The organism is Terriglobia bacterium (assembly GCA_020072645.1).
Taxonomy (GTDB): Bacteria; Acidobacteriota; Terriglobia; order Terriglobales; family Acidobacteriaceae; genus Angelobacter.
On the sequence record JAIQGK010000002.1, the window covers coordinates 240,234 to 264,281 of the forward strand.

Consider the following 24,048-nt stretch of genomic DNA (forward strand, 5'->3'; position numbering starts at 1 on the left):
CGCCCGCGGACTTGAACTTTCCTTTGCCGGGTTTTGCAACAGCGCCTACTGCCATGCGACGTTCCTCGGGGTAATCTTCTTTTCGGTTGTGCGATCAAAAAACTTCAGGTGACGTTCCGCCACGGCAAAATCGTATGTCGTGCCAATCTCAAAACTGTGTCCCAGCAGCAAGCGCGCAATCACTTTCTTGCCGTCCATTTTGCCGCCCTCGAGAAAGCCGGCAAGGATGAACTCCGCACCCAGATATTCCACGTTCTCCACGCGGAACTTGAACGTAACTTTGGCGCTGTCCTTCACGTCCTCTGTTACTCGGAAGTGCTCAGGCCGAAAGCCCACAATCATTCCGTCCATCTCCATCAGGTTCATGGGCGGCGATCCCAAAAAGGTCGCCACAAAAGTATCGGCGGGATCGTCATAAACTTCCTTTGGCGTTCCGAGTTGCCGCACTACTCCTTTGTTGAGCACCATCACACGGTCACCCATCGCCATAGCTTCCACCTGGTCATGGGTCACATAGATCGTTGTGGTGCCAACGCGGCGATGGAAGCGTTCCAGTTCTTCGCGGGCTGAGAGACGTAACTTGGCGTCGAGATTGGAAAGGGGTTCATCCAGCAGAAAGACCGCGGGCTCACGGACAATGGCGCGCGCCAGGGCTACGCGCTGGCGTTCACCGCCAGAGAGTTCGCGCGGTTTGCGTTGCAGCAGCCCGCCGATTCCCAACAGTGAAGCCGCCCATTCCACTTTCTCTTTGTGAAGGTTCTTTGGAACTTTTTGCGCTTTCAGCGGAAAAACAATGTTGTTGTAAACGGTGAGATGTGGATAGAGCGCGTAGCTCTGGAAGACCATGGCTATGCGGCGCTCGCGTGGCGTCAAGTCATTCACCACTTTTCCGCCGATAAGGATTTCGCCAGCCGTGGGGGATTCCAGGCCGGCGATCATCCGCAAGAGCGTGGTTTTCCCGGAACCTGAAGGTCCCAGAAAAACCAGAAACTCGCCTTCGCGAGTCTCCAGATCTACTTCATTTACAGCTCCGAGCTCTCCTTCTTTAAATACCTTGGTCAGTTTCCGGGTTTCAACGACGGCCATTCAGTCCTCGGTAGTGGGCCAGTTTTGAAAAACTGACCCACTAGCAGTCTCAGCGTGTGGCGATTCGGTTGCGGAATCGCGGGCCCTTAGGCAGATGTCAATCGCGTTAGCGATGAACCGCCAGTTTATTTGAAGCGTTCAAAGATGCGCTTGTACTCGGCTTCCGCGGTTTTGGCTGCGTCCTCGGGAGTTGCCTTGCCCTGCGCGACTGTGGCAAACATCGTTGGGATTGTCCAACTCTTGAACGCCTGGTCAATAGCAGCAGAACAATATCCGGGATAGCCCACATTGGTCGCCCAATCCAGCACATCGCCCAGCACCGCGTACTTGTTGTTTGGCGTCGCCCGCGGGTCACTGGCTATCTCTTGTTTCAGCTTGGGAACCGTGCTGGGGAAGCAGGGGAAGTTATAGAACTGCCCAGCGACAAAACCATCGTGGAACGCATCAATGTAGTCGATCAGGAATTGCTGCGCGCCTTCCTTGTTCTCGGCGAACTCCCAGATCACGTAGCAATCCATCACGTGCTCGGCGGCGATCCGGCGCACTGGGCCTTTCAACGCATGGCTGATCATAATGTTCTTGTCGATGGGCTGGTGTTCTCTCTCCGCCTGGCGAGTGATGGAGATGGCATTCGCCACATAAGAGACCTTTCCCGCCAGCATGGCCTGATTGTTTGAAGGTGGAGTCCAGGTAAAGACTTCCGGGGTTTCCGACTCTTGGTAGAGCGCCTTCATGAACTTGAGGGCTTCTATTGTGTTTTTGGAGTTGATGGTCACATTGCCGGCTTCATCCTGCTCTGCGCCGCCAAAAGACCACAGCAGAGCCCGCATGGCCATGCTGGTATCCAACTCCTGTGAGAGCCCCAACCCGCAGGGGTTTCCCATTTTGTCCTTGATTGCTTTCGCGCCCTTGCGCAAATCGTCGTATGTGTCCGGGCCGTTTGGGAAACCTACCTGCTCCCACAAGTCCTTTCTCCAGTTGCCCGGATCAGGCGCATAGGAATCTGAGAATGCGTAATACTTCTTGGTCTTCGGATTGTAAGTTGACTTGTGCGCCAGATCGATCTTCTTGCCATGCTTCTTTTCCACTTCCTGATACACGTGGGTCATGTCGATGACCTGATTTTCATACGCCGCCGGCGGTGAGAGGAACATGAAAAGATCGTGTCCCTTTTTGGCCTGGGCTTCTGATGCCGCCCGGGTATTCAGGTCGACCAGATTGATGTTGTCGACGACGACATTGGTGTTGTGCTTTTGTCCCCACTCAACCGCGAATTTCTTATTGAACCACTCATCGAATGCGGGAACAAAGTGGCTCCACTGCAGGATCTTGAGCGTCTTCTGCTGCGCAGCGGCGCGCTCAGGAAACAGGAATGCAGGCCCAAGCGCCCCAGCGGCAACGCCGCCGGCCCCGGCAATTTTGATGAAATCTCTACGACTTACACCCTTGCCCTTCTTCTCTTCCTTCATATTGCCTCCTCAGTCCTTCAGCGATTGTTTGCAATCGCAAACGTGATCTTAGATTTTACTGATCTGCTTCCTCATCAACGCTCTTCGCCAAAACGCTTTACATCTTCCGGAACATCTTTAGTCACGACCGGACGGTTGCCCTGCACCATCACACGGATTTGCTCCACCACATCAGGATTCGCCAGCGTGGTGACGTCGCCCGTATCCATTTGATTCGAAATTGCCGACAGCACTCGACGCATAATTTTGCCTGAGCGCGTTTTCGGCATGTCCGGAACTACGTGGACTTTTTTGGGACGAGCGATCTTGCCGATCTGATGTTCGATTGCCTTGGTTACGGCGTCCGAAACCGCGGCAGCATTGTGCTGGCCAGGCTTTAGTGAAACGTAGACTTCCGGCACGCGGCCTTTTACTTCATCCACCACCGGAATTACGGCGGCTTCAGCCACTTCATTCACCGTGAGGCAAGCTGACTCCAGCTCTTTGGTCCCCAGGCGATGGCCGGCGACGTTGATCACGTCATCGACGCGTCCAAGAATCCTGAAGTAGCCATCCGGAGCCTGCACTGCTCCGTCACCGGCGAAGTACGGCCAGTCGCGCCAGTCTTTGCTCCTGGGGTTTTTGTTGTACTTGCGATAGTACTGCGCCACAAAACGGTCGCGATCGCCATAAATTGTCTGGAACATTCCCGGCCACGGATTCCGGATGCAGATGTTCCCTGCCTTGCCCGAACCGCCTTTTACTTCCTTGCCTTCTTCATCAAAGATCACCGGATAAATTCCCGGCAGCGCTGGCCCGGCGCTTCCCGGCTTCATAGGATCAATGGCCGGTTTGGTGCTGCAAAGAAAGCCGCCAGTCTCTGTCTGCCACCACGTATCAACGATCACCGCTTCGCCCTTGCCGACAACTTCGTGGTACCACTTCCACACTTCCGGTTCGATGGGTTCGCCCACAGTCGTCATGTGCTTGAAGTGGTAGTCATATTTTGCGGGTTCGTCCGGCCCTGCTTTGCGCAGCATGCGGATCGCCGTCGGCGACGTATGGAAAATATTTACGTTCAAGCGTTTGGCTACGCGCCACGGGCGTCCTGCGTCAGGATAGTTCGGCACGCCTTCATAGAGAACAGAGGTTGCCGCCAGCGCCAGAGGTCCGTAAACGATGTAAGAGTGGCCCGTAATCCAGCCGATATCGGCCATGCACCAGTAAACGTCAGTGGGATGGAGGTCCTGAATGTATTTTGTGGTGCCAGCGACGTAAGAGAGGTATCCGCCGGTCCCATGCTGGCAGCCCTTGGGGCGGCCCGTTGTGCCGCTGGTGTACATCAGGAAGAGCGGCGCTTCTGACGGCATTGGCACAGGCTCAACAATTTGTCCTGCATACTTCTTCAATACATCTTCAACAAAAAAATCACGGCCTTCGACCATCGGCGTTTTGGAAGCGTATTTTCCCGCCTCGCGGTGCCAGACTAGGACTTTTTCAATCGTGTGCTTTTCATCCTTGGCCGTTTTTACCGCGATGTCGGCTTTCTCCTTGTGATCAGTCATGGCGCCGCTGCGGTAATAGCCGTCGATCGTGACCAGGACCTTGCTGCCTGAATCTGCGGCGCGCATGCCGCAAGCCTCTCCGCTGAATCCGCCAAAAACCACAGAATGGATCACGCCTAAGCGGGCGCAGGCCAGCATTGTGATCGGCAGCTCAGGAACCACGGGCATGTGGATGGTGACGCGATCTCCGGCTTTCAATCCGCCAAAATCGCGCAGGAGCGCCGCCATTTCATTGACCCGATAGTAAAGCTCCTGGTAGGTGATGGAGACCGGCGGAACATCTTCCGGCTCGCCCACAAAGATAAACGCCGCTTTGTTCCGGTATTTTTCCAGATGGCGGTCAATACAGTTATAAGAGGCGTTGAGCTTGCCTCCGGCATACCACTTCCAGAAAGGGGCATCGCTGGTATCGAGCGTAGTGTGCCAATACTGGTCCCAGCTCAACAGGTCTGCATATTCACGGAAGCATTCGGGAAAATTCTTTTCGCTGAAGCGCTGATCAACGGCGGGATCGGTCAGATAAGCCTGCCCAATAAATTTCGAGCTTGGGTGGAAGTATTGCTCTTCTTTCCAATGGACAGCGATCTGCGCCTCATTGACCTCTGTCTCTTGTTCCTTTTCCTTCATTACGCGGGCGTCAGCCATGGCATGGACCTCTTGGATTTCTCAATCGAATCGCTCAAAGTCACACAGCCCGTGGGGGTGGGCCGTAACGAACAAGGACGGGTGGCAACGGCTGCCACCCGCCAGTCCGAAACAGATCATCCTACACCTAGAGGGCCATCCCTGCGCAAGCCGATGCGTTTACTTGCGGGCAGCGCTGGAAGCTGAGTCAGCGACCTCCTGCCAGATGTGGACGTTACGGGTTTCGCGGAGCATGATGCTGCCAACGATGAAAGTCAGCGCCGCGATGGCTATGGGGTAATAGAGGCCGTCGAATGGATTGCCGGTAATAGCCGGAATCCAGACGCAGACAAGCGGCACCAATCCTCCAAACACGCCATTGCCTATGTGATACGGCAATGAAAGAGATGTATACCGGATTTTAGCCGGGAAAGCTTCCACCAGATACGCCGCGATCGGCCCGTAAACCATGGTCACGAAGATCACCTGAAGGAATACCAGCCACATCAGCTTGTTTTTATCGGCATTAGCGGCAACGGGAGCGGCTACAGCTTTTCCAGTCGCATCACGGGTTTGCGGCGTAAGGACCGTGGCGCCTGTCACCGCATTCTTGGTAGCATCCACGTGCGTTACGTTGTTTCCGGCAGCGCGCTGCATCGCAGGATAGATACCAAAATTCGTTCCCGGCATACGGTAGGTCAGGCACGCCAGCAGCAACCCGGCCATAATGATCTTCTTGCGTCCGATTTTGTCAGAGAGCCAGCCAAACAAGACGAACAAGGGCATACCGATCAGCAGCGCCTTGGCTACGATAATGTTTGCGTCACGCGCAGGGACTTTCAGGATGGTGGTCATAAAGAACAAGGCAAAGAATTGCCCCGTATACCACACCACCCCCTGACCCGCGGTGGCGCCAAACAACGAAATCAAGACCTGCTTCAAATTCGGCCATCTAGTGAAGGCTTCCTTCAGCGGCGCCGCTGAAGCCATGCCTGAGCTCTTGATTTGCGTGAAAATGGGGGATTCCTTCATCTGAAGCCTGATATACAAAGAAATCAGGACCAGGATCAACGAAGCCAGGAATGGAATACGCCAGCCCCAGTTTTTGAATGCCTGATCGCTCATCTGGCTCTGCGTGCCCAGAATCACGGCAATGGAAACGAACAGGCCCAAAGTGGCTGTGATCTGGATAAAGCTGGTGTAGAATCCGCGTCTATTGTCGGGTACATGCTCAGCCACGTAAATTGCCGCGCCGCCGTATTCACCACCCAGCGCTAATCCCTGGAGGACGCGTAACGCGATCAGGATAATGGGAGAAAACCAGCCCGCCTGGGCATAGCTGGGGAGCGCGCCCACAAGTGCTGTGGCGCCGCCCATGATCGTGAGCGTAACAATGAAGGCGTATTTGCGGCCAACCAGGTCGCCGATGCGTCCAAAGAAAAGCGCGCCGAAGGGCCGGACCATGAAGCCGACTGCGAACGTCGCCAGATAAGCAATGTACTGAAACAGTTGGTTCCCCGGTGGATAAAACTTGGGCGCCAGATATGGGGCCAGCGTGCCGAAAATATAGAAGTCGTACCATTCGATCATCGTTCCAACCGATGACGCCAGGATGACTCCCCAGATTTTTGAGGTCGAAATCTGGCTCGATGAAGTCACCGGCATAGTAGAAGAAGCGCTAGACATGTGGCCCTCCTGGAATAGAACCAAGCCGGCCGGACCTGGTTCCTGTTGAGTTGCGCGGATTTTGAAGCATCAAACTGAGCATAATGCCGTATGAAACCAAACTTTGCCTTGCGTAATACCTCACAGGGCTTGGCTTCAGCCATTTCTGGTACCCGTGGCCGAAGAATTGGTGTCTCTGGGAAACGCCCTAGCCTGCTCCAACGGCAGGTTGGGCTCGATAGTCCATTTGGCAACCTAGGGTAGTCGGATTACCGTAGATGTCAAGCAGAAATGAATCGGAGAACATGAATCGTTCACGGAACGCCTCTGCGTCGAGGATGGTCCAGGGAGGCCTGCTAAAGCCGGATTCATCCCCCACTTGTGATTCAGCACTTGCAGGAATATCATGCACCATCTGTATTTACCAGCCATGTTGCTGATCTAAAACTCCGGCCTTCTGTCACACTGGGCCGCATACTGCGTTGAGGAGGGATTCATGAGGGGAACCTTAGCTTGCTTTAGCCAGAACATCCGCCGCGCTTCAATACTGGCGTTGGCTTTGGGTGGGATCGTAACGCTTTGCACCGGCTCCAGCCGCGCCGTCGTCGCCGACGACACTATCAAAATCGGCGTGGTCCTGCCCACCACCGGAAGCGAGAGCAAGCCTGGCCAATATCAGAAGGAAGGTATTGAGCTCGCCATTAAGCAGATCAATGACGCTGGCGGGATCATGGTCAAGAGCAAAGGGAAAAAGCTCAAAGTAGAAGAAGTCTTTTACGATGATGGCACCGACTCCAAGAAGTCCGCTTCGCTGACTGAGCGGGCCATGAGCTCAGATGGGGTTGTCGCCGTTCTGGGCGGCTACTCGACAGCACTGGGCACCGCCGAATCCGTGATGGCAGACCGTTACAAGACCCCGTGGATCACCACTGGAGCGGGCGCGACCGCCATTTTCGGTAAAGGCTATCAATACGCGTTCGGAAGCCTCAGCCCGGTAGCGCTGATTGGGACCACGTCGGCTGAATTTCTGGGGTCTCTGATGGACCAGGGCAAGCTCAAAAAGGGTTTGAAGGTGGCCATGGTGGTGGAAAACACAGACCACGGCACCGATTACGTTCAGGGCTTCACCGACTGGTCAAATAAGCATGCGGGCTATTTCCAGATCGTGCTGAATGAAAAGTTTGAACTGGGCGCCACCGATTTTTCTGGCATATTGCAGAAAGTAAAGAACAGCCATGCGGATATCTTTCTCTCCGACGCACATTTGCCGGACTACATCACCATGCATCGCCAATACCTGCAGAATGGCCTGCACCATCAAATGGTTAGCTATGGAGCGCGCGGACCTGAAGCGAACGCCCGCCAGGCGCTGGGCGCTGGCACCGACTACATCTTTGCCGGTATCTGGTGGTCGAACAAGCTGCCTTATCCCCAGGCCAAGAAATTTGCCACAGACTACAAAGCTTTCACCGGTCATGACGTTGATTCCTGGTACGCCGCTCCGGCGTATGACGGTATGCGCATACTGGCCCAGGCAATCACGGCCGCCGGTTCGCTGGATAAGACTGCCATCCGCGATGCTCTCAAAAAAGCGCAGCTGAAGGATTCCGTGCTCCCAGGCCAGGTCTTGAAGTTTGGCGCCAACGGACAATCCGAATATCCCTTTGTGATCACGCAAAACAAGCCTGGCAACAAAGTAGATATCGTTTTCCCCAAAGACGCAGCAACGGGTGAACCAGTGGCGCCGTCGCCGAGCAAGTAAGCAAGGAACGGGGACGAACCCAAATCATGGATGCTGTCGAGTATCTCGACCTGCTGTTGAAATCCCTGCTGCTGGCCGGAGTGTATGCGGCGATGGCAGTAGGGATGACCGTGATCTACGGGGTCATGAAAATCGTGAACCTGGCGCATGCCGGGTTCCTGATGCTGGGAGCGTACTTTGCCCTGGAAATGTTTCAGCGCTTCCACGTTGATCCGATTCTTGGCTCAATAATCGCCCTGCCGGTTTTCTTTGTTTTTGGGATGGCGGTGCATTGGCTCCTGATCCGGTGGCTTCCCAAGTCGGATACCCCGACACTCGCGTCGCTCCTGCTGATGTTTGGATTCTGGCTTGTCCTGCAAAATATTGCTTACCTGGTATGGGGCAATGAAGACCAATCGATTCTTACGCCGCTCACGCTTTCTTCTGTGCAGATCGGCCAGATCTCAATTCCCAAGGTAAATCTGGTGGTATTTGCGGCGGCAGTTTTTTGCATGGCCGTCCTGCAGATTGTGTTTCACCGCAGCTGGTTTGGCAGGTCCATGCGCGCTCTGATTCAAAATCCATATGCCGCGCAGATCGTCGGCGTTGACGATCAAAAAACTGCGCGGCTTACCTTTGGCCTGGGAGCCGCCTTCGCAGGATTTGCAGGCGGGTTGCTTGGCATGCTTTTCTCATTTAGCCCCGACTTTGGCCGGCCTTTTCTCTTGCGGTCCTTTGTGATCATCGTCCTTGGCGGCCTGGAATCAGTTTCCGGGGTTGCGATGGGAGCAATCCTGCTGGCGATCCTGGAAACGTTTGGAATCAACGTGCCACTGCCGGTTTACTGGCACGGATGGTCTTTCCATTACCTGCCTCCAAGCTACCAGCAGGTAATCCCGTTCGCGTTATTGGTTGTGGTTCTGCTGATTTTGCCGAAAGGCCTCTCCAGCCTGTTCAGCCGGAAATGGAAAGCCGCATGACGCGGCCTTCCGGGGTTCTTGGCTGGCTCAAAATTATTCTGCCGTGGCTGTTGCTGGCTTTCCTGCTGTTGCTGCCTAAAACCAATCCCAGCGACAATCTCATCCGGTTGTTGTTTATCACCGCGGTATGGACAACCACCAGCCTGGGTTGGAACCTGCTTGGCGGCATGGCGGGCCAGGTTTCGTTTGGATTTGCCGTCTTCTTTGGATTGGGCGCATACACCACGGCGCTGCTCATGCATGCCGGACACAGCCCGTATTTCGGGTTCATTGGCGGCGCGGCCATTGCCATGCTGGCCTCGTTCCTGATTGGCCTGCCTACGTTCCGACTGCGCGGCCCTTATTTCGTCATCGCCACCATTGGCGTGACTGAAGCTGTCCGCGTGATCATGAATAATCTGGATGTCACCGGAGGATCCAGCGGCTACCGCATTACGGAAAACCAGCCTTTCAGTCCGGACGAGCATTATTATTCCGCGATTGCGGCAGTGGCGCTGGCCGTGCTGGTTTCCACGGCCATCGCCAACAGCAAGTTTGGACTCGCGCTTCGCGCCATCAAGCAGGATGAAGATGCCGCCGCCGATCTTGGGGTGAATCCGTACACAACCAAGCTTTGGGTCCATGCGATTGCCGCAGGGCTAACCGGCATTGCTGGTGGCATCTACGCTCGGCGCGCAGCATTCTTTTATCCCGGAGACGTCTTCGCTTTCTCGACCGGCATTTCTATTCTGCTCATGCCGGTGATTGGCGGCATTGGCACCGTCTGGGGGCCGGTGCTGGGCGGCGTAATATACGGCATGGTTGAAGAGCAGATATCAGTGAAATTTCCCAATCTTCACCTGCTGATTTATGGTTCACTATTAATAGTGATCATCTTGCTGGAGCCTGATGGCCTGCTGGGTCTCTTGCGGCGTCTTTTCCGGCTGTTGAGGAGAAAAAGTGAAGATTCTGGAAGTCCAGGCGCTGACCAAGTACTTTGGGGGCGTGGCGGCGTTGAAGGACGTGAGCTTTGATATCCCGGAAAAGCAGATATGTGGTTTCATCGGCCCCAATGGAGCGGGCAAGACAACGCTTTTCAGCCTGATTACCGGCGCGGTCCGTCCCTCCGGCGGCCAGATACATTTTCACGGCAAAGATGTCACCGGCATGGACGCAGCTTCCCTAGTGAAAAAGGGCGTGGCGCGGACCCATCAGGTGGTCCGTCCGTTCAAAGCGATGACAGTCCTTGAAAATGTGCAGTTGGCCGTGCACTATGGCCGCCTTGCGGTAACGCGAACTTCCATCGCCAAAGAACGCGCCATGGAAACCTTGAAACTGGTTGGGCTTGACCATAAGGCGCATATCCTTGCGTCCGCAATCTCCCTGGGAGAACAAAAGCGGCTGGAAGTTGCGCGAGCGCTGGCCACAATGCCTGAACTGTTATTGCTGGATGAGATTTGCGGTGGCCTTACCGGCGCAGAAACCCGCGCCATGATGGGCTTAATTCAACGCTTACGCGAAAGCGGCACCACGATTATGTATGTGGAGCATGACATGAAAGCGATCATGTCCGTTTGCGATCGCATCACCGTGCTGAATTTTGGCCGCAAGCTGGCCGAGGGCAAGCCGGAAGACATTCAGAACGATCCCTCAGTAATTGAAGCTTATCTGGGAAAAACCGATTTCGGGGAAAATGCGCGTGGCTGAGCCGCAGACTGACGTAAAACAAAGCGACCAGCTCCTGGTGGCCGAAGGCCTTGAAGTAAGCTATGGCACGACCCAGGTACTGTGGGGCGTTTCATTTTCAGTGGCCAAGGGCAAGGTTACATGCATCATTGGATCCAATGGCGCTGGGAAGACGACTTCCCTGAATACCGTTGCCGGCATGCTTCGAACAAAAAAGGGCCGGCTGCTGCTCAATGGCGATGACATTACTTCTCTTTCTCCTCGTGATCGAGTCCGCCGCCACATCAGCCTGGTGCCTGAAGGCCGCCAGCTTTGGCCTGGAATGTCCGTAGAAGAAAATCTCCTGATGGGATGTTTCCTCCGCCAGTTCCGCCCCAAAGCGCATCCTGGTCTTGAGCGGATCTACGGACTTTTTCCCCGGCTGAAAGAACGCCGCCACCAGATGGCCGGCACGCTTTCCGGAGGCGAACAGCAGATGTGCGCCATCGGGCGCGGTCTGATGTCAGAGCCGCAACTACTCATGCTCGATGAGCCTTCGCTGGGATTAGCGCCCAAACTTGTCGACGAGATTTTTGAATTCATCACCAACATTGCGCACCAGGGCGTCACGATTCTTCTGGTGGGGCAAAACGTGAATTACACTCTGCAAATTTCACATTACGGCTATGTCATGGAAACCGGCCGCATTACATTGGAAGGTCCGACGGAAATGCTGATGAACAATGAATTCGTACGCCGCGCCTACCTCGGCATCGCGGAGGAAACTCCCTCCGCCTAGTCCGCTCTTGGGATCAGCAGCCACCACCGAAAGTTCAGGGCCGCGCAGACTTTGCGCAGCCCTTTCCTTTCCGCTCACAAAAGTTGCCGCAACAGCCAATCAAAATTGGAACATGTCGTTGATGTCGCTGCCTAACTGGTTTCTTGCATTTAAAGGCGCCAGCCCAAAGGTGGCCTGGATGAAGCGCAGTATAGAAACATCATCCATCTGCACGTGTGAGATGTAATTTTTCTTGGCGAATGGAGAAATGACCAGCATCGGAACCCTTGGTCCAAAGCCCTGAGCATCCACCTGAGGTGGAGGCACGTGGTCCCACCACCCGCCGCTCGTATCCCAAATCACGATGATCGCTGTATTCGCCCAGACCGGGCTTGCCTGTATCTGCTTAATGAACCCGTCAAGCCAGGTGATGCCATTCGTCACAGGACCGCTGCCGGGATGCATGCTATGAGCCGGGGCAGGCTGTATGTATGAAACGGCGGGCAGATGTCCCGAACCTAGGTCGGTGGCGAAAGTGGAAAAATCTTTTATATTTGGCGAACTATGCGAGTCAGTGAAGAACTGGAACGGGTTCTCCTGAGGCACATAAAAACTGCAATTGTTCAAGTCTTCCGCGTACCAACTCCATGTGAGGCCTTTGGCTGCCAATTGATCTCCCACATGCTGGAAGGTATAGCCCGCGCTGGCTTTTACCTGAGTGTTACATGGCGGAAAGAACGGCTGAAGCGTACTCGGATCATTATTGTCGTCCGCCGCTACGAGGTAAAGCTGGTTGGAGGGTGCATCGCCCATGACTGACGGAAAGAAATTATCAGCCAGTGCAAATTGCTGGGCCCAACTCCATAGCGTGCCCACTCCGGGACTCGTGTTGTCATAATGTCCCATGGAAGTCACGCCGTTATAAAACGCGAATTTGTCCATTGCTCCCATGTCCCAGACACGCAGAAAATCACTGCGGGCATGCGGCAGGTCGGGGGTGGAGGTGCTCGTCAGCAGTTGTGGCGTAACTGTGGCTCCGGTGGAAGTTGTCTGCGTGAAGCCCGGAACTCCGGCCTTGATCCCGTTGGCGCCCGGGAAAGTGCCGAAAAGATTATCGAATGAACGGTTCTGCATGATTACTACGACAACGTTCTTGATTGCCACCGCTTGGTTCACAGGACTTGGAGTAGGTGAAGGCGACGAACCTTTCACACCACCGCATCCAATTGTTAGGGCCAGAAGTAGAGGGCTGAAAAAAAACAAAAATGCTCGTCTCAAGGGAACCGCACCTCTCAGAAGGCTTTGACTCAGCTCTGCTCTCTCTAGTTGGCTCGCGGTTCACGGTTTTTTTACAAATAGGCTAAGCCAAACTTAATCCCAAAGGACTAGGCAACCCCGCGCGCGCTATGCAGAGGTAAATCTTTGGTTTAAGCGGCTGAAAGTTCGGGAAGCAATTTGCTTGTGAAAGCCTTGGGCCAGATGTACTCTCCATACCACCAACACCCATGCTGAGCATCTTGCGGGATTTTCTGCTTTCATTTTGTCCGGCGAAGGTACGCCAGACCTGGCGGCCCAGTTCCCAGCTCACAGTCCAGCGCGCTGCAATGTGGAGCGGGGCTGCGCAGTTTCTTCTAATGGCGCTAGTTCTAAGCGCTCAGTTCAAGCATCATTTAATTGCACGATCGCAACAAATGGCTCCGCACATGGGTGCCGTGAATTCGACGGGAGAAGCCGTCGTCACTGTTCTTGTTGTGCTCGAATTCCTATTTCATCCGCTGTCATTCTTTCTTCTGTACGTTGCGCTGGAAGGTGCTCTCCGTTTTATTGGCAGCCTCGTTTCCGCTGAGATTGTCCCCAGCCTGCTGGTTTTTCTTTGCTTCAAAATATCTGACTCAATGTCGCGATCCGTCAGTCAGCGTCGTACCGGTCCGGCTGTGGCAGATGCCGTGGAACGGCTTCCGGACAACCGGATACGGATTTCTTCTGCTACTCCGAAGACCGGATGGAACTCCAGCGTCACTATTGGCATTGATGGTCAGTGGTTTGAGATAGAAAGCGAAGAGCATGCTGGGCCGCCCCGTCCGTATGTTTATGTTCTTCGGCCGGCGCCGCCGGGAAAGATTTTGCGCGGCTATCAGGAATATGACATCGCCGCCGCACTGAACACGACTTCTATCCAAGAACAACGGCTAGGTGCAGACATTCTTCAGCAAAAATGACTCTTTCATTTCTGCTGATACGGGTTACAATCCAAAATTAGAATTTCTCTCAAACTATGGCGACATCGATTGCTCCGATTGCTCCGGTAGATCCGCCGGTTATCAAAGCCGCCGGCGGCATTCTGCAGCGCAGTACTCCTCGTGGCGATGAAGTGATGGTGGTTTACCGCAAGCGCCATCAGGATTGGACGCTTCCCCGCGGCAAAGTGAAAGATGGCGAGTCCTTTCAGGAAGCGGCCATGCGCGAAGTGGAGGATGAAACCGGCTGCTCCTGCCGCATCGGCAACTATCTGGGTACGATCAGCTATTCAGATAATGGCGTGCCCAAGGTCGTGCTGTTCTGGAAAATGACGCTGGTGGAAGAAAAAGGTAGCAGGAACAATGAGCAAATTGGTGAAGCGCTGTGGCTCCCGGTTCCCGCCGCCATTGAACGGTTGACCCATGCTCAGGAAAAAGCGCTGCTCTCTCGCGTGGGAAGCATTCCGAAACAATCAGAAATACCAGCCGCGACTGCTGTGCCCGCGCAAAGCCATGTTGCAACAGCGGCGAGCCATGTAGCGGCCACAAGGCCCGAGATCGCCAAGAACCTCTCCGTGGAGACCCACCATGCGCATTCGCGTTTGCTGCGTGAATGCGAAGCTTTCCGCGTGGAACTTGGATTCCTTGAGCGCCGCAGCTTGCGCCCTGATAACTATTGGGCTATCGCAGCGCATGAACAGCTCAATAACGTATTGCGCTGCCTTGAAAGCGACGACATTGAAGGCGGTTGGTTCGGCTTGCATGCGGCGCAGCGTTACGCCGTCTTTGGAATGAACCAGATCGAGCTTGCCAATCGCGCGCATGTTCTGCGCGAGGAATCTCTGAAAATCAACTCCTGGCGCGCCGCAGCCATGGAGGGATTACTCTCCGGTCCTGAAGATCAGCTTAGCGCCGAGAACGTGGCCGATGCCATTGCCCTACGTAATGAAGATTTCAGCGACCGCCACGTCAAAACCCGGATCATTGGCTACCGCCTTCGCATGCTCTTGATCGTCTGTGGATTAGTGGCGGTGGCGGCAGCTCCTTTCATCTTCCTTCCCGGACGCATGCCAATGGTTGCCGCCGTGCTGTTCTTCGGCCTGCTCGGTTCTGCGGTTTGCTCGGCACATTCGCTGATTGCCGGACGAAACGAGGCCGCGGCTTCCAATTTATTTATCACTCTTGCGCCAGTTCTGTTTGGCGCGCTCGCGGGACTGTGCGGCTACGCTATTTATGAATACATGCCTTCCATCACATTCCACTCCGGCGACCGCCACATCAGCGCCGTGATGGGCCTGGCTTTTCTTTTCGGCTGCCTGGGACAGCGCCTGCTCGCCCGTGTAGGTGGTGGACGCAAGCGCAAAATCGCCTAACGCAGAGCCACGATTACGGCAACTGGCCAGCGATGCGGCGCGCAATCTCTTTCATCTTTTCCAGCGACGAGCGATACTGAAGCACCGCGGATTGCAACGCAAAATCTGCTTTTCCCTTGCGTGCCAGAATTCCGCCTATACTGACCTTGCCCTTCTCAGCGCTTCCATCGAACCAGGCTTCGTCGCCGATCCCACTCAGCTTGGTGATGTTCTTCTCTCCGGGTTTAAGCCGCCGTATGTCTTTCGTATTTTTCCATTCCTTATCTTCTTCATCCATGGATCTGGCAACGTTCACCATCAAAGAAATGCGCGCAGTATCCATGTTCGGCTTGGGCGATGTTTCCTCATACATGCAGACAATGTCGCCGTGCCCTGGCGAGAGTTTCATGGGCACGCCGGTGATTGTCTGCGCGTCCGCCGGGCTGAACAGAGAGCATGGATCAATTTCAGCCTTGGGCGATTGGGGCTGAACGTCACTACTGCCGGAAGATGCCGATGCCGCTGGTGTCGGCGTTGTTGCGCTGGCTCCTCCGGTCTTTGACGAAGAACTGCCACACGAAACGGAAAGAAGGAAGAGTGCCAATGCGGCGAAGCAGAAAATCTTCTTCATAAAAAGGCCTCCATAATAAATTCCAGATTGTAAATGAATCGATTGGCAGTTTTGCTATGCTTTCCCGTTCGCCTCGCTTAAGATTCGTTCGGGTCTCGGACAAATTGAACTCACCCACTCCTCAGGCCAACTCGGGTTCGGCACAATCTCTGGCTCGCCGGCTCGGCTTGTTCGACGCCACCATGCTGGTGATGGGCGGCATCATTGGCACGGGAATCTTCATGAATCCATATGTCGTCGCCCAGCGCGTTCACACGGCGGCTTTAGTTCTGGGCGCATGGCTGGTGGGCGGCTGCATTGCGCTCCTGGGAGGCTTCATCTGGGCGGAACTTGCGGACCGCATGCCCACCGCCGGCGGCCAATATGCTTATTTGCGCGATGCCTATCATCCTCTGGTCTCATTTCTCTATGGCTGGGTGTTGCTGCTGGTGATCCAGACCGGCGGAATGGCCGCCGTAACAGTAACCTTCTCGCGTTACTTTCTCGAACTCACCGGATGGCACGCCGGTGAATGGCAAATTGCCTTCGTCGCGCTAGCTCTGCTCACGGTAATCAACTGCATGGGCGTGCGCGCGGGCGGAACGGTCCAGAGCGGGCTCATGATCCTGAAGATTGCGGCCATTGCTTTGCTCGTATTTGCCGGAGCTTTCCTGGTCCATGGGCATGTCCAATGGAAACCTGTTCTGGACCAGCCCGTTTCTGGTGGATTGTTCTCGTCCTTTGGAGCGGCCATGGTCCCGGTGGTCTTTGCCTTTGGCGGATGGCACACAGCCACTTTTGCCTCGGCGGAAATGAAAGACCCGCGTCGTGATCTGCCTCGCGCTTTGATCATGGGCGTGATTGCGGTTGCGCTCCTCTACGTTTCAGTCAATTATGTCTGCGTGCACGCGCTCGGAGTGTTTACTCTGGCGAACACGCCCGCGCCGGCCTCTGCTGTTATGCGGTTGGCGCTGGGACAACGCGGCGCAACCATCATCGCGCTCGCTATCGCAATTTCCACTCTGGGATTTCTCAGCCAGAGCGTTTTGACCGCGCCGCGCGTTTACTTTGCCATGGCCAATGACCGGCTCTTCTTTCGACAGCTGGCGTGGATCCATCCACGAACTCAAGCGCCGGTGGTGGCCATCGCAATACAAAGCGTCTGGACCATGGTGATCCTGCTGACCGGCAGCTATGACAAGATCCTGAATTACGTCACCTCCATGGACGTACTTTTCTGGGCGCTTACCGCCGGCTCTCTCTTCATTCTTCGCCAACGCAATCCAGCGCGATCAGCATTTTCCATGCCCGGACATCCCTTCACCACTGTGCTCTTCTGCGCGGTTTGCCTGGCCGTAGTCGGCAATACGCTGTACACGTACCCAGAAAATACATTGATCGGCGTGGCAATTCTGGTAGCCGGTGTCCCCATGTATTACATTTGGAGACGGACCTTACGCGCATGACATATTCCAGAAGCACAGCCCATTCTCCTTACATGGATTGGGCCAAACTGCATTCAGCGGCAAAATTCAATCTTGCCACCAGCGGCGTGGCCAACTTTCTCTTAGCGAAACTTGGCGTGACCATTGACCAGTTGGAAATCAACGGCCCCTCGATCTATGGATACGAGCCGCTGCTTCAGGCGATCGCGCGCCGATATCGTATAGCCCAGGAATGCGTGGTCAGCGCCGTGGGAACGTCATTGGCAAATTACCTTGCGCTGGCCGCCACCACTGAGCCCGGCGATGAAATCCTGGTCGAGCAGCCCACCTACGAACTGATTCTCAGCACCGCAAAATATCTGGGTCTTGCGATCAAGCGATTCCCGCGCCGCGCAGAAAATCATTTCGCCATCGATCCGGCCGACTTGGAACGCAATCTCACTCCGCGCACGCGCCTGATCGTCATCTGCAACCTTCACAATCCAACCGGCTCTCTTGTCCTCGACGACACGCTGCGCGAAATTGGAAACCTTGCTGCCAAAGTCGGCGCGCGCGTTCTGGTGGACGAGGTTTACCGCGAGATGTTGTTTGAATCATCGCCTGCCAGCTCATTCCATATCAATCCTGAGCGCTTCATCGTTACCAACAGCCTCACCAAAGCCTACGGACTAAGCGGGCTGCGCTGCGGTTGGGTGCTGGCTTCACCAGAACTTGCCCGGCGCATGTTCCGCATCAATGATCTGCACGGCGCAACATTTGCTCATCCCGCTGAGCTGCTCAGCGTCATCGCTCTGCAAAAACTTCCACAAATCGCCGCCGAAATGAAATCCATGCTCGATACTAACCGTCGACTCTTGCATAGCTTCCTGCTCAAGCGCGACGATCTGGATTACTTCTGGCCGGAATACGGGACCGTTGTCTTCCCTCGCCTGAAAAATGGGAATGTTGATTCCCTTTGCCAGTTACTGCGCAACGATTTTGAAACCAGCGTGGTTCCCGGCAGCTTCTTTGAGGATCCAAACCGGTTCAGAATGGGCGTCGGTATACCCACTGAATCTGTTCAGGCAGCCTTGCCGCAATTAGAGCGAGGTCTGAACAGCTACCGCGCGTCCTTACAAGTCAGCGCCTAGTAAGCTCAGCCTTTGTCCACTCCCCATTTGCCAGCGCCGCAGCAGGCGATAAACAGCGCGACAAAGCAATAGATCACTGCCAGCTCGCCGCCATTTTTCAGCGGGGGAAAACCTCTTGGCTGGTGCACCATAAAATAAGCGACCGCCATTTCGCCGCTGGCCAGGAAAGCAGCCAGCGGTGTAAGTAATCCAATCAGGATGAGCAGTCCGCATACCAACTCAATCCCAGCGCCGGTCCAGCCCAGGACATCATTGGGTCTGTGGCCGCCAAACACGGTAAGCACTTTGCTTGCTCCGTGGCAGGCAAACAGGAATCCAAACACGATTCGTAGCGTGGCGTATGCAGTTGGTTCAAATTTCTTGAGAGCGTTCATCGCACTCCTTTAGTATGAATTGAAAATCAGAACCCACTACACCACAAAATACTTTGCCTGCGGATGGTGCACGATAATCGCCGACGTCGATTGCTCCGGCTCCATGTGGAAACCGCTGGTCAGCCGAACGCCAATGTTTTCTTCCGGCTTCAGCAGCGCAAATAGCTTGGTCTGGTCTTCCAGGTTCGGGCACGCGGGATAGCCAAATGAATAGCGCGACCCGCGATACTTCTGGTGAAATAAATCACCGACTCGCGTCGCGTCTTCTCCGGCGATTCCCAGTTCTTCTCTCACCTGCTTGTGGAACAACTCCGCCAGCGCCTCTGCCGTCTCGACGCTCAGACCGTGCAGGTACAGATACTTGGTAAACTCGCCGGCGTCAAAGAGTTTTTTAGTCTCCTGTGAAGCACGGCTGCCGATCGTCACCACAGAAAGACCGATCACATCCAGCTTGCCCGAATCTTTGGGCTCAAAGAAATCAGCAATGGACAGCTTCCGTCCTTCGCGCTGCCGCGGGAATGTAAACTTCGCAATCACGTTGCGCGTCTCTGGCGTATCGAAAAGCAGCACATCGTTGCCATCGGCGACACAGGCAAAGTAGCCATAGACGACCTTGGGTTCAAACCAGCCTTTCTCCGCCACTTCTTTCTGCAACTCTGACAGCACCGGAATATATTTTTCTTCCACAATTCTCAGATAATCCGCCTGTGACGCGGTCTTCAGCTGCCACTGGTTCTTGAACAGCGCCGTGTGGTTGATGTACTGGAAGACTTCATTCAAGTCAAAGTTCCTGCGCACGCGCACGCCGTAAAACGGAGGCGCAGGAATATTTGGCGGCGGCGGCACCACCGCCGAGCGCTCCGTGCTGCTGGAGCCTTCTGCCCCGGCAATCATCGTAGTCTTGGCGAACTCCTTCACCGTGCGCCCTTCCTCCAAGCGTTTTTCCCGCGCCCCATTGCTTGAAGTCAGGTCATCCATCAGGTGCAAGCCTGTAAACGCGTCATCGGCGTAGAACACTGAGTTCGAGTATTCGCGCCGCAGATCGTCTTCCACGTATTTGCGCGTAAGCGCAGCGCCGCCGCAGATCACTGGATAATCCAGCGCCTGCGCCTGCAAATCCTGGATCACATACTTCATTTCCAGCGTCGACTTCACCAGCAGTCCGCTCAACCCAATGGCATGCGCGCCATGCTGCTTGGCCGCGGCTATGATCGAATCGGATGGCTGCTTAATCCCCAGGTTCACCACCTTGTAGCCGTTGTTGGTAAGAATAATGTCAACCAGGTTTTTGCCGATATCGTGGACATCGCCCTTCACCGTGGCCAGCACCAGCGTGCCTTTCTGGTTGCCTTCTTTCTTCTCCATCTTGGGCTCAAGATATGCCACGGCTTGCTTCATCACCCCGGCTGAATCCAGCACTGAAGGCAGCTGCATCTTGCGCGCGCCAAACAACTCGCCAACGGTCTTCATGCCGTCCAGCAGGACCGTGTTGATGATCTCCAGCGGCGAATACTTTTGCAGTGCATCGTCCAGTATCTGCTCCAGCGTCTGCTTCTGCGCGCCATCGCCCAGCGCCTTTTCGCCATTGATAATGCAGCGCTTCAGCTTGTCTTCAACTGAAAGTGTTTCCAGCGGCGCGGCGTCCACCTGCGGCTGCTTGTCCAGGCCGGTAAAATGCTGCATGTAAATCTGCAGCGGATCGCCCGCCGACTTGTCGTAATAAATCAGCTTCCGCGCCAGGTCCACTTCAACCTGCGGGATCTTATATAGAGGATAGATTTTGGCGTAGTTCACAATCGCCATATCTAGCCCATAATCCACCGCTTCTTTCATGAACACGCTGTTCAGCACGCGCCGCGCGTAAGTATTCAGCCCAAACGAAATATTGCTCACGCCCAGGATCGTCTTCACTTCCGGCAACTCTTGCTTGATGCCTTTGATCGCGTTCAGCGTCTCCATGCCCGCCGTGCGATAGTCGTCCTGGCCGGTTGAAATCGGCAGCGTCAGCGCGTCAAAGATCAGGTCGATCGGACGAATGCCATATTTCTCCGTGGCCAGCTTGAAAATCCTTTTGGCGACTGCGACTTTCTTCTCCGCCGTCAGCGCCATGCCGTCTTCGTCAATCGTCAGTGCGATCACCGCTGCGCCGTACTTCTTCGCCATTGGCAGCACTTTGGCCGTGCGTTTCTCGCCGTCTTCAAGATTAATGGAGTTGATAATCGCCTTGCCGGGAATGCGCTTCAGCGCTTCTTCAATCACGTCGGCTTCGGTGGAGTCCACCAGCACCGGTGCGGGCACGCGCGTGGCCACCTTCTCGAGGATCGAAGTCATATAGCCCTTTTCGTCCTCGCCCACAATGGCCGTGCACAGGTCCAGCATGTGCGAGCCTTCCGCCACCAGCTTTTTCGCTAGCGCCAGAATGTCATCATACTTGCCTTCGCGGACCATGTTCTTGAAGGCTTCCACCCGCGTGGTGGTATTCATCTCTTCGGCCACGATCAGCGGCTTGGGATCAAGGTCCAGCGGCATGGTGCTGTAGGCGCTTGATGCCGAAGGCGTCACTTGCACTTCGCGCTTCGCCGGCTCCAGGTTCGCGCAGAGATCAGCCACGGCTTTGATGTGCTGCGGATTAGTGCCGCAGCATCCGCCCACGATCCGGACACCATATTCGGTAATGAATTTCTTGTGCCATTCCGCAAGGCTCTGCGGCGTCAACCGGTAATGTGCCACGCCTCCTACGTTCTCCGGCAGGCCGGCGTTTGGCAGGATTGAGATTTCCTTCGGCGCGTTGTGCGCCAGATAGCGCACCGCGTCGTTCATTTCTTTGGGACCGGTCGCGCAGTTCAGGCCAATAATTTCACAATCAAAAGGCTCCAGCGCCGTCTCTGCCGCGCCAATTTCGGTGCCCAGCAGCATGGTGCCGGACTCCTGCAACGTCACCTGCGCCTGCACAGGAATGCGTTTGCCCCGCTGCTTCATCGCTTCAAACGCCGCAGCCACGGAAACTTTGGTCTGCAGAATGTCCTGGCAGGTTTCAATCAGCAGAATGTCCACGCCGCCATCAATCAGCCCCAGGGATTGCTCCAGATAGGCATTAAACATGTCGTCATAGCTGATCTGTCCCAGCGACGGAAGCTTGGTTCCCGGCCCAATCGATCCCGCAACGTACCGAGGCTTGCCATTGGCGGAAAAGTCATGCGCCACTTCGCGCGCCAGCTCGGCCGCGCGCTTGTTGATCTCATGGACTTTGTCGGCCAGGTCAAACTCGCCCAGCACAATGCGCGTGCCGCCAAACGTGTTGGTCTCAACCACGTCGGCCCCGGCCTTGAAATAAGCAGCGTGAATATCTTTGATTATGTCGGGCCGGCTCAGCACCAGCACTTCAGAGCAATTCTCCTTGCCCCAGAAGTCATCCATGGAAGGATGGCGCTCCTGAATCTCCGTGCCCATGGCGCCGTCATAGATAACAACGCGCTCGCGAACTGTCTCTAGAAATGATTTCATTTGTCTTAAATGTTGCGCCGCAAAATCGCGGCGCCTCAACTTGTCTTCGTGAGCGAGCGGCCCGGCCGTGGACCGAACGACCCAAACCAGGCGAAGCCTTCTCCTCAGTCAGGGTTCCCGCTTATTGTAAGGGTTACGATTCGGCCTTACCCTCTATCTCCCATTAGTCCTGTCGATTCCATTCCTGATCTGCGTATATCTGCGTTAATCTGCGGCGAGGTTCGGGGGTTTGAAACGGCGATCTTTACCTCCTGCCCCTCCCTTGGTATCCCACTGCATTCCAAGCCATCTCAGGATTGGCGTAGGTTTGTGAGGTGCACCCCCAGGGTCTCTGTCTCACTTTGGGGTGCAGCACAAGGCCGCGCCCCATCCTCCCCCTCCACCTCAATTAGGATTCCAAAGCACTTAGCGCACATCATCCCAAGGGCATCCCAGACTCGAGATCACCACCACAAATGAGCCTAAACCACTGCAATTAAATGAGTTAATCTAGCATGAGGCACCACGAAAGTCAAGCGAAACGAGCACTGTTGGCAGGGAAAAGCAGGTCTCATCCCCCCTGCTCAGCTCACGTCTGATATCGCCACCCCATGCCCGGGCTGAATAAGAAATCATGAAATTTGCCCGTTATACCTTCAAGCGCCACAGAGGGACAATCTGCGCCCAGTGGCGCATCTCATGCACCAGCACATGGACGATGATTTTCTTCGGCGTCACTCTCAGCACCGAATTCATCAGCTTGACCTCGAAAGGGACATCCCATTTCTCGACCGGAAACGCTTCAACAAAACCTTTTAGCTCTCGCCGGGTTTCATCACCAAACTGGAAAAGCGCTTAAAGATTATCCACCGGCACGGAGCTTGTGTCGGTTAGGGATCGTCCCCCAGCCGCTCGACGTACCGGTAATCCGCGGAAAAATGTGCAATTCGCCTACGGTCGAAAAGCGACCGTCACCAAGATTGCTATGCCGCATTTCTAATCAGTATCATCCGTGTTCATCAAATGGTAAGGTTTCGGCTCTTCTCCGTGCCTCAGTGTCTGCGTGGCAGGTTTACAATCTGTTGCCATGAGATTCTTCCGTCGCTTACACCTGATTCTGTTCCTTGCCGCAGCAACGGCCGCCGGCTTTCTGGTCAATTCTGTTCACGCCGCCACACAGGCCTCGGTAGAGGCCCAAACCAAGGAAGCCCAGGCCGTCCTGGCTCCGATAACGGCAATGTTTGACGCCATGGCAAAACATGACGCGACGGCATTCAAGAAGCCGTTGCTGCCCGGCGGCGGCATGGTGTTGATGCGCGACGGCAAGCCCACCCAATTGACCTTTGACGCTTTTGCCGACATCGTGGGCAAACCCGGAAAGGCACAGATTGAAGAGCGCATTCACGATCCACTGGTGCGCATCGATAACGACCTGGCCGTGGTGTGGGCGCCGTTTGATTTCCTGGTGGACGGCAAGGTGGACCACTGCGGAACGGATTTGTTCAATCTTGTCCGCACGGACGGCAAATGGGTGATTGCCAGCGTGGCAGATACTGGGCGGAAGGATTGTGTGGGCAAATAGGAAGAGCGGAAGCGACCCTCGATTGCAAGCCCGAAGGGCGAATATTCTAGCCCATGCATAACCCCATCCTTTCGCAAAGAACACGAAAGGATGGGTACTGGACAGGCGAATGCGTCCTCTCTTTAACGTAGGGATGGTGGTGGACTGGGACAGAAACAGGGGACTGGACTAGTTCCGTCGTAGCACTCTGGAGGACAACCAACAAATGTCTTCGTACCAGCCGATAGCTGGGCCGGGAGCGTTGTTACAAGAATCACTGCCGCTAGGATGCAAAATCGAATTGCTTGAGCTGCCGTTCTCTTCT

The 24,048-nt window shown here is 55.1% G+C and carries 18 protein-coding genes; 10 read left to right on the plus strand and 8 right to left on the minus strand.

The genetic code is table 11. From position 1 onward, the window contains the following. Window positions 1-45: 45 nt before the first annotated feature. From LAO76_03130 to LAO76_03145, 4 genes are all read right to left on the minus strand, one after another. On the minus strand, window positions 46-1,086 hold the full coding sequence (locus LAO76_03130; GenBank protein ID MBZ5489907.1) for an ATP-binding cassette domain-containing protein: 1,041 nt from the start codon (window positions 1,084-1,086) through the stop codon (window positions 46-48). A 125-nt stretch (window positions 1,087-1,211) separates the two neighbouring features. Beyond that, a complete protein-coding gene (locus LAO76_03135; GenBank protein MBZ5489908.1) occupies window positions 1,212-2,555 on the minus strand; it encodes an extracellular solute-binding protein in 1,344 nt (447 codons plus the stop codon). 74 nt (window positions 2,556-2,629) lie between these two features. Next, complete coding sequence (gene acs / locus LAO76_03140; GenBank protein ID MBZ5489909.1) at window positions 2,630-4,744, minus strand: acetate--CoA ligase; 2,115 nt, start codon at window positions 4,742-4,744, stop codon at window positions 2,630-2,632. A gap of 159 nt (window positions 4,745-4,903) precedes the next feature. Next, entirely contained in the window at window positions 4,904-6,409 is a 1,506-nt protein-coding gene (locus tag LAO76_03145) for an MHS family MFS transporter (protein MBZ5489910.1), read from the minus strand. A 475-nt stretch (window positions 6,410-6,884) separates the two neighbouring features. On the opposite strand from LAO76_03145, the gene LAO76_03150 reads away from it, so the two are divergent. From LAO76_03150 to LAO76_03170, 5 genes are read left to right on the plus strand one after another with little or no spacing between them, the layout of a single operon-like run. Beyond that, window positions 6,885-8,150 (plus strand): amino acid ABC transporter substrate-binding protein, encoded by a 1,266-nt coding sequence (locus LAO76_03150; GenBank protein MBZ5489911.1) that lies wholly within the window; start codon window positions 6,885-6,887, stop codon window positions 8,148-8,150. Window positions 8,151-8,176: 26 nt separating this feature from the next. Further along, window positions 8,177-9,109 (plus strand): branched-chain amino acid ABC transporter permease, encoded by a 933-nt coding sequence (locus tag LAO76_03155; protein MBZ5489912.1) that lies wholly within the window; start codon window positions 8,177-8,179, stop codon window positions 9,107-9,109. Continuing rightward, window positions 9,106-10,122 (plus strand): branched-chain amino acid ABC transporter permease, encoded by a 1,017-nt coding sequence (locus LAO76_03160; protein MBZ5489913.1) that lies wholly within the window; start codon window positions 9,106-9,108, stop codon window positions 10,120-10,122. The genes LAO76_03155 and LAO76_03160 overlap by 4 nt, the downstream gene beginning before the upstream one ends. Further along, window positions 10,055-10,795, plus strand: a complete 741-nt coding sequence (locus tag LAO76_03165; GenBank protein MBZ5489914.1) for an ABC transporter ATP-binding protein — start codon at window positions 10,055-10,057, stop codon at window positions 10,793-10,795. The genes LAO76_03160 and LAO76_03165 overlap by 68 nt, the downstream gene beginning before the upstream one ends. Further along, the gene (locus LAO76_03170; GenBank protein ID MBZ5489915.1) at window positions 10,782-11,552 is read left to right on the plus strand and encodes an ABC transporter ATP-binding protein; all 771 of its coding nucleotides are present in this window, start codon (window positions 10,782-10,784) and stop codon (window positions 11,550-11,552) included. Before LAO76_03165 ends, LAO76_03170 begins: the two co-directional genes overlap by 14 nt. Before the next feature lie 99 nt (window positions 11,553-11,651). On the opposite strand, the gene LAO76_03175 is transcribed toward LAO76_03170, so the two are convergent. Continuing rightward, window positions 11,652-12,743: a hypothetical protein gene (locus tag LAO76_03175; GenBank protein MBZ5489916.1), complete on the minus strand. Its 1,092-nt coding sequence runs from the start codon at window positions 12,741-12,743 to the stop codon at window positions 11,652-11,654. A 479-nt stretch (window positions 12,744-13,222) separates the two neighbouring features. Here LAO76_03175 and LAO76_03180 point away from each other — a divergent pair, with 479 nt between their 5' ends. After that, window positions 13,223-13,750 carry a hypothetical protein gene (locus LAO76_03180; protein MBZ5489917.1) on the plus strand — a complete coding sequence of 176 codons (528 nt, stop codon included), beginning with the start codon at window positions 13,223-13,225 and terminating at the stop codon, window positions 13,748-13,750. A gap of 56 nt (window positions 13,751-13,806) precedes the next feature. Then, window positions 13,807-15,141, plus strand: a complete 1,335-nt coding sequence (locus LAO76_03185) for an NUDIX hydrolase (GenBank protein MBZ5489918.1) — start codon at window positions 13,807-13,809, stop codon at window positions 15,139-15,141. Between the two features lie 13 nt (window positions 15,142-15,154). Here the strand turns inward: LAO76_03185 and LAO76_03190 are convergent, their stop codons facing one another. Continuing rightward, entirely contained in the window at window positions 15,155-15,751 is a 597-nt protein-coding gene (locus LAO76_03190; protein ID MBZ5489919.1) for a hypothetical protein, read from the minus strand. Between the two features lie 56 nt (window positions 15,752-15,807). On the opposite strand from LAO76_03190, the gene LAO76_03195 reads away from it, so the two are divergent. Together LAO76_03195 and LAO76_03200 are read left to right on the plus strand one after the other, a co-directional pair. Further along, on the plus strand, window positions 15,808-17,196 hold the full coding sequence (locus LAO76_03195) for an amino acid permease (GenBank protein ID MBZ5489920.1): 1,389 nt from the start codon (window positions 15,808-15,810) through the stop codon (window positions 17,194-17,196). After that, complete coding sequence (locus LAO76_03200; GenBank protein MBZ5489921.1) at window positions 17,193-18,305, plus strand: pyridoxal phosphate-dependent aminotransferase; 1,113 nt, start codon at window positions 17,193-17,195, stop codon at window positions 18,303-18,305. Before LAO76_03195 ends, LAO76_03200 begins: the two co-directional genes overlap by 4 nt. A 5-nt stretch (window positions 18,306-18,310) precedes the next feature. On the opposite strand, the gene LAO76_03205 is transcribed toward LAO76_03200, so the two are convergent. Together LAO76_03205 and metH are read right to left on the minus strand one after the other, a co-directional pair. Continuing rightward, the gene (locus tag LAO76_03205) at window positions 18,311-18,679 is read right to left on the minus strand and encodes a DoxX family protein (protein ID MBZ5489922.1); all 369 of its coding nucleotides are present in this window, start codon (window positions 18,677-18,679) and stop codon (window positions 18,311-18,313) included. A gap of 36 nt (window positions 18,680-18,715) precedes the next feature. Next, window positions 18,716-22,183, minus strand: coding sequence for a methionine synthase (gene metH, locus LAO76_03210; GenBank protein MBZ5489923.1), 3,468 nt, complete (start codon window positions 22,181-22,183; stop codon window positions 18,716-18,718). A 1,066-nt stretch (window positions 22,184-23,249) separates the two neighbouring features. Here metH and LAO76_03215 point away from each other — a divergent pair. After that, a complete protein-coding gene (locus tag LAO76_03215) occupies window positions 23,250-23,744 on the plus strand; it encodes a nuclear transport factor 2 family protein (GenBank protein MBZ5489924.1) in 495 nt (164 codons plus the stop codon). The last annotated feature ends 304 nt before the right edge of the window (window positions 23,745-24,048 follow it).

What these genes read in the sequence shown, in the direction of transcription:
- LAO76_03130 (MBZ5489907.1), bottom strand. Translation starts at nt 1,086, where the DNA reads ATGGCCGTCGTTGAAACCCGGAAACTGACCAAGGTATTTAAAGAAGGA.
- LAO76_03135 (MBZ5489908.1), bottom strand. Translation starts at nt 2,555, where the DNA reads ATGAAGGAAGAGAAGAAGGGCAAGGGTGTAAGTCGTAGAGATTTCATC.
- acs (MBZ5489909.1), bottom strand. Translation starts at nt 4,744, where the DNA reads ATGGCTGACGCCCGCGTAATGAAGGAAAAGGAACAAGAGACAGAGGTC.
- LAO76_03145 (MBZ5489910.1), bottom strand. Translation starts at nt 6,409, where the DNA reads ATGTCTAGCGCTTCTTCTACTATGCCGGTGACTTCATCGAGCCAGATT.
- LAO76_03150 (MBZ5489911.1), top strand. Translation starts at nt 6,885, where the DNA reads ATGAGGGGAACCTTAGCTTGCTTTAGCCAGAACATCCGCCGCGCTTCA.
- LAO76_03155 (MBZ5489912.1), top strand. Translation starts at nt 8,177, where the DNA reads ATGGATGCTGTCGAGTATCTCGACCTGCTGTTGAAATCCCTGCTGCTG.
- LAO76_03160 (MBZ5489913.1), top strand. Translation starts at nt 9,106, where the DNA reads ATGACGCGGCCTTCCGGGGTTCTTGGCTGGCTCAAAATTATTCTGCCG.
- LAO76_03170 (MBZ5489915.1), top strand. Translation starts at nt 10,782, where the DNA reads ATGCGCGTGGCTGAGCCGCAGACTGACGTAAAACAAAGCGACCAGCTC.
- LAO76_03180 (MBZ5489917.1), top strand. Translation starts at nt 13,223, where the DNA reads ATGGCTCCGCACATGGGTGCCGTGAATTCGACGGGAGAAGCCGTCGTC.
- LAO76_03185 (MBZ5489918.1), top strand. Translation starts at nt 13,807, where the DNA reads ATGGCGACATCGATTGCTCCGATTGCTCCGGTAGATCCGCCGGTTATC.
- LAO76_03190 (MBZ5489919.1), bottom strand. Translation starts at nt 15,751, where the DNA reads ATGAAGAAGATTTTCTGCTTCGCCGCATTGGCACTCTTCCTTCTTTCC.
- LAO76_03195 (MBZ5489920.1), top strand. Translation starts at nt 15,808, where the DNA reads ATGCTTTCCCGTTCGCCTCGCTTAAGATTCGTTCGGGTCTCGGACAAA.
- LAO76_03200 (MBZ5489921.1), top strand. Translation starts at nt 17,193, where the DNA reads ATGACATATTCCAGAAGCACAGCCCATTCTCCTTACATGGATTGGGCC.
- LAO76_03205 (MBZ5489922.1), bottom strand. Translation starts at nt 18,679, where the DNA reads ATGAACGCTCTCAAGAAATTTGAACCAACTGCATACGCCACGCTACGA.
- metH (MBZ5489923.1), bottom strand. Translation starts at nt 22,183, where the DNA reads ATGAAATCATTTCTAGAGACAGTTCGCGAGCGCGTTGTTATCTATGAC.
- LAO76_03215 (MBZ5489924.1), top strand. Translation starts at nt 23,250, where the DNA reads ATGAGATTCTTCCGTCGCTTACACCTGATTCTGTTCCTTGCCGCAGCA.